This is a genomic window from Cupriavidus sp. 96C5-1 (genome assembly GCF_057798855.1).
Genome location: NZ_JBYOJU010000097.1, coordinates 1 through 7,347 on the forward strand (window position 1 = coordinate 1; position 7,347 = coordinate 7,347).

The 7,347-nt window shown below is 70.3% G+C and carries 1 protein-coding gene; it reads left to right on the top strand.

Features of this window, described 5'->3' with window-relative positions; translation table 11 throughout:
* A partial coding sequence (locus AC3FOF_RS44135; protein WP_488730265.1) for an amino acid adenylation domain-containing protein occupies nt 1-7,347 on the top strand: 7,347 nt, incomplete at both ends.

A 7,347-nucleotide genomic window follows, 5' to 3' on the forward strand; every position in this document is an offset into this window, starting at 1 on the left:
GGTGCCGGCGGCGTTCGTCGTGATCGACGCCCTGCCCCTGACCCCGAACGGCAAGCTGGACCGCCGTGCGCTGCCGGCGCCGGCCTTCGAGAGCGCCCAGACCTTCGTCGCCCCCGAGGGCGAGGTGGAAACCGCACTGGCCGGCATCTGGGCCGAAGTACTGGGCCTGCCGCGTGTGGGCCGCTCGGACAACTTCTTCGAACTCGGCGGCGACTCGATCCTGAGCCTGCAGATCGTGGCGCGCGCCCGCGCGGCCGGCTGGCTGCTGACGCCGCGCCAGCTTTTCGAGCGTCAGACACTGGCCGAACTGGCGGCGGTCGCCACGCCTGTGACGCTAGGGGCCGATGCTGGCAACGCGGTGCCCTCCGGCATCGTGCCGCTGCTGCCGATCCAGGCCGATTTCTTCACCATGCCGATGGCCCGGCGTCACCACTGGAACCAGTCTGTACTGCTCGATTGCCGGGACGGGATCGATTCCGGGGCACTGGCAGCAGCGCTGGGCGATCTGGTCGCCCATCACGATACGCTGCGGCTGCGGTTCGTCGAAGCGTCGGGCGTCTGGCAGCAGACGTACGCCGATGAAGAGACCTGCGCTGACCTGCTGTGGGTGCGAGAAACCGCAACGGAAGCCGAACGGCTGGCGCACTGCGAGGCCGCCCAACGCAGCCTCGATCTGGCACGTGGGCCGCTGCTGCGCGCTGTCGCGCTGCGGACCGGAGACCACTGGCAACTGCTGCTGGCGATCCACCATCTGGTGGTCGATGGCGTCTCGTGGCGGGTGCTGATCGAGGATCTGCATACGGCCTATCGGGCACGGCTGCAAGGCAAGCAGATCGAACTGCCGGCGCGCACGGCGTCGTACCAGCGCTGGGCCGAAGCCCTGCGCGACAGCGCCGCCCGCCGTGGCGAGGAAATCCCGCGCTGGCAGGCGCTGGCCACCGTTGACGCCTCCCTGCCGGCAGACGAAGCCGCCGGCTCCCTCACCATCGCCAACCGCGCCAGCGTGACGCTGACGCTGCCAGCCGATCTCACGCAATCGCTGCTCCAGCGGGCGCCCGCCGCCTATCGCACGCGGGTCAACGACCTGCTGCTGACAGCGCTCGCCCGCGCACTGTCCGCGTGGACCGGCCGAAAAGACGTACTGGTGGACCTCGAAAGCCACGGCCGTGTGGCGGGCGTGGATGATTCGCTTGATCTCAGCCGCACGGTCGGCTGGTTCACGACGATGTTCCCGGTGGCGCTCGACGGCAGCGGCGAGATCGGCACGGCCATCCGCACGGTCAAGGAGCAACTGCGCGCGGTCCCGGGCGAAGGTATCGGCTTCGGCCTGCTGCGCCGCTGGGGCACGCCGGCCCAGCAGTCGGCGCTGGCAGCGGTGCCCAAGCCCGAGGTGGTGTTCAACTACCTGGGCCAGTTCGATGCAAGCTTTGCCGAAGGTGCCGCGTGGCGGCCCGCGGCCGAAGGCACGGGCGCTAACCAGGACGCCGCGACGCTGCTTTCCCATCCCTTGTCGATCAGCGGGCAGGTTTTCGACGGGCGGCTGAAGCTGTCGTTGGCCTATGCCGGCACGCGCTACCGCGCGGCAACGATCGAAGCGCTGGCGGCGGCCTTCCGCGGGGAGCTGGAGGCGGTGGTCGCGCATTGCACGTTGGGCGCCACCGGGCTCACGCCGTCGGATTTCCCGCTGGTGCGGCTGTCGCAGCCCGAACTCGACAGCCTGCTTCTCGATCCTGCCCGTGTGCAGGACCTCTACCCGTTGTCCCCGATGCAGACGGGCATGCTGTTCCACAGCGTCTTTGCCCCGGAAGGCAGCGCGTATACGAACCAGTTGCGCGTCGACGTCGACGGCATCGACCCCAGTCGCTTCGTCGCGGCGTGGCAAGCGGTGCTGGCGCGCCACGACAGCCTGCACTGCGGCTTCCTCCATCGGGAGGCGTCGCCACTCCAGTGGGTGGCCCGGGACGTGGCCCTGCCGATGATCGTGGAAGACTGGGCTGGCAGGGACGCAAGCGATATCGACGCTTTCGCGGCCAGCCAGCGTGCCCAGGGATTCGATCTCAGGCAGCCGCCGCTGATGCGTGTGGCGCTGCTGCGCACGGGGCCCGATCGCCATCATCTGGTCTGGACCGTCCACCATCTGCTGCTGGACGGCTGGAGCACCGCGCAGTTGCTGGGCGAGGTGCTGCGCCACTACGCCGGTGAAGCATTGCCCGGCGTGGCGGGCCGTTTTGCCGACTACATCGGCTGGCTGCAATCGCGCGATGCCGACGCCAGCGAATCGTTCTGGCGCGATCAGCTGAAGGCGCTCGACGAGCCGACGCGCCTGCTGGCGGCGCTGCGCGCCCCGGACGCGGCCGAAGCGGGCCGCCATGGGCAAGGCGAGCAACTCCATGCGCTCGATGCGGGCGAAACGGCGGCGCTGGCCAGCTTTGCCCGCGCGCAGAAGGTCACGCTCAATACGCTGGTGCAGGCCGCGTGGCTGCTGGTGCTGCAACGCTGCACGCGCCAGCCCGCCGTGGCGTTCGGCGCGACGGTGTCCGGCCGCCCCGCCGATCTGCCGGCCGCGCAGCAGATGCTTGGGTTGTTCATCAATACGCTGCCCGTGATTGCCACGCCGCAGCCGGAACAGGCCGTCGGCGACTGGCTGCGCACGGTGCAGACGCTGAACCTGGCGTTGCGCGAACACGAGCACACGCCGCTCTACGACGTGCAGCGCTGGGCGGGCCGTGGTGGGCAGGCCCTGTTCGATTCCCTCGTCGTGTTCGAGAACTACCCGGTCGACGCCGCGCTGCGCCGCACGCCGGGCGGGCTGTCGTTTGCCAACGTCCGCAATCTGGCCGAGACGAACTACCCGCTGACGCTGCTCATTGCCCAGACCGATACGCTGCACCTGACCTGCCGCTTCGACCGCACGCTGCTGGCCGACGCGCAGGCGCGGCAATTGGTGGACACGCTGTTCGCCGTATTGCGGCAGATGGCCGCCGACGGCGCGGCACCGCTGGCAACCATCGGGCTGCTGGCACCCGCAGAGCGCACAGCGGCGCTGGCCGCCGGCACCGCACCCGTGCCATACCCGGCGGCCGAGCCCGTTCACAGGCTGTTCGAGGCCCGGGCGGCCGCGCGGCCCGATGCGGTGGCCCTCGTCTTTGGCGACGCCACGCTGACCTATGCCGAACTGAACCGGCGCGCCAACGCGCTGGCCCATCGCCTGATCGCGCGTGGCGTGGGGCCGGACGTGCCCGTGGGCGTGCTGGCCGAGCGCTCGGTGGAAATGGTGGTGGCGCTGCTGGCGATCCTGAAGGCCGGCGGCGCCTACGTGCCATTCGATCCGGACTACCCGGCGGACCGGCTGGCCTACATGATCGACGACAGCGCGGTAGCGGTGATCCTGGCGCAACGGCCAGAGGCCATGCCGGCGTCGAGCGGCGTGGTCGCCTCCATCGATCTGACCGATCCGGCGCTGTACGCCGGCGACGATTCGGGCAACCCCGCGCCGTTGCTGTCGGCCGAGCATCTCGCCTACGTGATCTACACGTCCGGCTCGACCGGACGGCCCAAGGGCGCCGGCAACCGGCATGGCGCGCTGCATAACCGGCTGTGGTGGATGCAGGCGCAGTACCGGCTGGACGCCAGCGATACCGTGCTGCAGAAGACGCCGTTCAGCTTCGACGTGTCCGTCTGGGAGTTCTTCTGGCCCCTGATGACGGGCGCGCGGCTGGCGCTGGCCGCGCCGGGCGATCATCGCGATCCGCAGCGCATCGCGGCGTTGATTGCCCGCCACCGCGTCACCACGCTGCACTTCGTGCCCGCGATGCTGCAGGCGTTTGTCGGCGACGGGACCGATGGCGCGCTGGCGGCATCGTGCAAGAGCGTGCGTCATGTGGTGTGCAGCGGCGAGGCCCTGCCTGCCGATCTGGCGCGACGCACGATGCACCTGCTGCCGTGGGCGGCCGTGCACAACCTGTACGGGCCGACCGAGGCAGCCATCGATGTCACGCACTGGACCTGCCGCGACGACGGCGGGCATTCGGTGCCGATCGGGCATCCCATCGCCAACGTCGGCGCCCATGTGCTGGACGCCGCGCTGCAGCCGGTACCCGCCGGCGTGGCTGGCGAGCTCTATCTCGGCGGTGCCGGCCTGGCGCGCGGCTATCTGGGACGCGCGGCGCTGACGGCCGAGCGCTTCGTCGCCGACCCGCATGGCACACACGGCGAGCGCCTCTATCGCACCGGCGACCTCGCACGGCGCCATGCCGATGGGCATATCGAATATCTCGGCCGCCTGGACCATCAGGTCAAGATTCGCGGCCTGCGGATCGAACTGGGCGAGATCGAGGCGCGGCTGCTGGCGCACGACGCCGTGCTGGACGCCGTCGTCATCGCGCTGACCCAGGACGGCCCGGCCCGGCTGGTGGCGTATGTGGTGCCGGCCGACGAGGCGGGCTGCGATATCGACGGCCTGCGCCAGTGGCTTGCGCAGGCATTGCCCGACTACATGGTGCCGAGCGCCTTCGTGGTGCTGGAGCGGATGCCGGTCACGCCGAATGGCAAGCTCGATCGCCGCGCACTGCCCTCGCCCGACTTCGCGGGTACCGCCGAATACGAGGCGCCGCAGCCGGGCATCGAAACGACGCTGGCCAAGATCTGGGCCGCCGTGCTGAAGGTGGCACGCGTGGGCCGCGCCGATAACTTCTTCGAACTCGGTGGCGATTCGATCCTGAGCCTGCAGATCGTCGCGCGTCTGCGCACGCAGGGCTGGCAGCTGACGCCCAAGCAGTTGTTCGAGCGGCAGACGCTGGCGGAGGTGGCGGCCGTGGTGACGGCGCTCGATGCCGCGTCCGCACCGTCGGCGCCGGTGCGCGAGCCGTCGCGTGCTGGGGATCTCGCGCCGGCACGGCTGTCGCCGGCGCAACTCGACGCGCTGGGGCTGGACGTCGACGCGGTGCAGGACGTCTATCCGCTGTCGCCGATGCAGGCAGGCATGCTGTATCACAGCGTCGCCCGCTCGGATGCCGGCGGCGGCGCCTATATCAACCAGTTGCGCGTCGACATCGACGGGTTGGACGCCGGGCGCTTTGCAGCGGCCTGGCGGGACGCGCTGCGCAGCCACGACACGCTGCGGACCGGCTTCCTCCAGCGCGGCGAGCAGCCTTTGCAGTGGGTGGCGCGCGACGTGGTGCTGCCGTACGCCGAGGAGGACTGGTCGCTGCGTGCGCCGGCATCGCTGGGCGCCGCGCTCGACGAACTGGCGGCCGCCGATCTGGCACGCGGCTTCGATCTGGAACGTCCGCCGCTGATGCGCCTGACGCTGGTACGCACGGCGGCGGCACGCCATCACCTGGTGTGGACCGTCCACCATCTGCTGGTCGACGGCTGGAGCACGTCGCAATTGCTGGGCGAGGTGCTCCAGCGCTATGCCGGCGAAGCGGTAGCGGCACCGGAAGGCCGTTTTGCGGACTACATCGACTGGCTGCAGGCGCGCGACGCGCAGGCGGCACAGGCGTTCTGGAGCGGATCGCTGGCGGGATTCGACACGCCGACGCGGCTGGCGGAGACACTGGCCGCACCGGCCTCCGGCAGCGGATATGGCCTGCTGCAGCACGCCTGCAGCGCCGCGCAGACCGAGCGGCTGGCGGCATACGCCCGCGCGCAGAAGGTCACGATGAATACCGTGGTGCAGGCGGCGTGGCTGCTGCTGTTGCAGCGCTGCACGGGCCAGCGGCGCGTGGCGTTTGGCGCCACCGTGGCCGGCCGCCCTGCCGAGGTGCCCGGCGCCCAGCAGATGCTGGGACTGTTCATCAACACGCTGCCCGTGCTGGCCGAGCCGCGTGCCGCGCAGGATCTGGGCGACTGGCTGCGGGAATTGCAGGCGTTCAACCTGTCGGCGCGGGAACACGCGCACACGCCGCTGTCGGACATTCAGCGCTGGGGCGGTCAGGCCGGCCAGCGCCTGTTCGACAGCATCCTCGTGTTCGAGAACTTCCCGCTGGAAGACGCGCTGGCGTCGGCCGGGCGCTGCGGCCTGGGCTTCGAGACCCAGGGCAGTACCGGCCTGACCGAGTACGAGATGGACGTCGAAGTCAGCCTGCGCCAGACGCTGCGGCTGAGCTTCACCTATATGCGGCGCGCGTTCGACGCCGAACAGGTGGCCGCCATCTGCGCGCAGATGATGGCGCTGCTCGGCGCGATGGGGACGTCGCCCGCGCAGACCGTGGGGTCGCTGAGCCTGCTGGGGCCGGATGAACAGGCGGCGCTGCTTGCGCTGGGCCAGGGTGAGGTGCCGGCCGATGCCTGCATGCCCGTCCACGCGCAGATCGCCCGCCACGCGCTGGCGCAGCCGAAGGCCGTTGCAGTGACCTGTGGCGAGCAGACGCTGCGTTATGGCGAACTGCTGGCGCGTGCGGACCGGCTGGCCGCCGTGCTTCATGCACGCGGCATCGGCGCCGAGGATCGTGTGGGCATCGCCCTGTCCCGCTCGCCCGACATCATCGTCGCGCTGCTGGCCGTGATGCGGGCTGGCGCGGCCTATGTGCCGTTCGACCCGGCCTATCCCAAGGACCGGCTGGCCTATCTGTTCGAGGACAGCGCGATCCGGCTGCTCGTCACCGAGCCGGCCTTGCTCGATACGCTGCCGGCGCCGGCTTCTCTGCCGGTGCTGACGCTGGATATGGTGGGCAACGGCCCGACGCTAGCCGCCGAGGTGCCGGTCCATCCGTCTCAACTCGCCTACGTGATCTACACCTCCGGTTCGACCGGACGCCCCAAGGGCGTGTGCGTGTCCCACGGCCCGCTGGCCATGCACGTGGCGGCGACCATCGACGCCTACGAGATGGGCAGCCACTCGCGCGAACTGCATTTCCTGTCGTTCGCGTTCGATGGCGCCCACGAACGCTGGCTTTGCGCCTTGGCCTGCGGCGGCTCGCTGGTGCTGCGCGACGACGCGCTCTGGACGCCCGAGCAGACGGCGCAGGCGATGATCCGGCACGGCGTGACCAACGCGGGCTTCCCGCCGGCGTATCTGCGGCAACTGGCCGAATACGTCGAACAGAGCGGCGAGCGTCCGGACGTCTCGCTCTATTCCTTCGGTGGCGAAGCGATGCCGCGTGGCGCCTTTGCCCAGGCACGGCGCGCGCTGGGTGCGCGGACCTATATCAATGGCTATGGCCCGACCGAAACCGTGGTCACGCCGATGGTCTGGAAGGTGCGCGGCGATGCGCCGGAAGCGGATTTCGCGGGCACCTACGCCCCGATTGGCCGCCCGGTTGGCGACCGGCGCTGCTACCTGCTCGACGCGGAGCTGAAGCTCGTGCCGCCGGGCGTGGCGGGCGAGCTTCATATCGGCGGCGA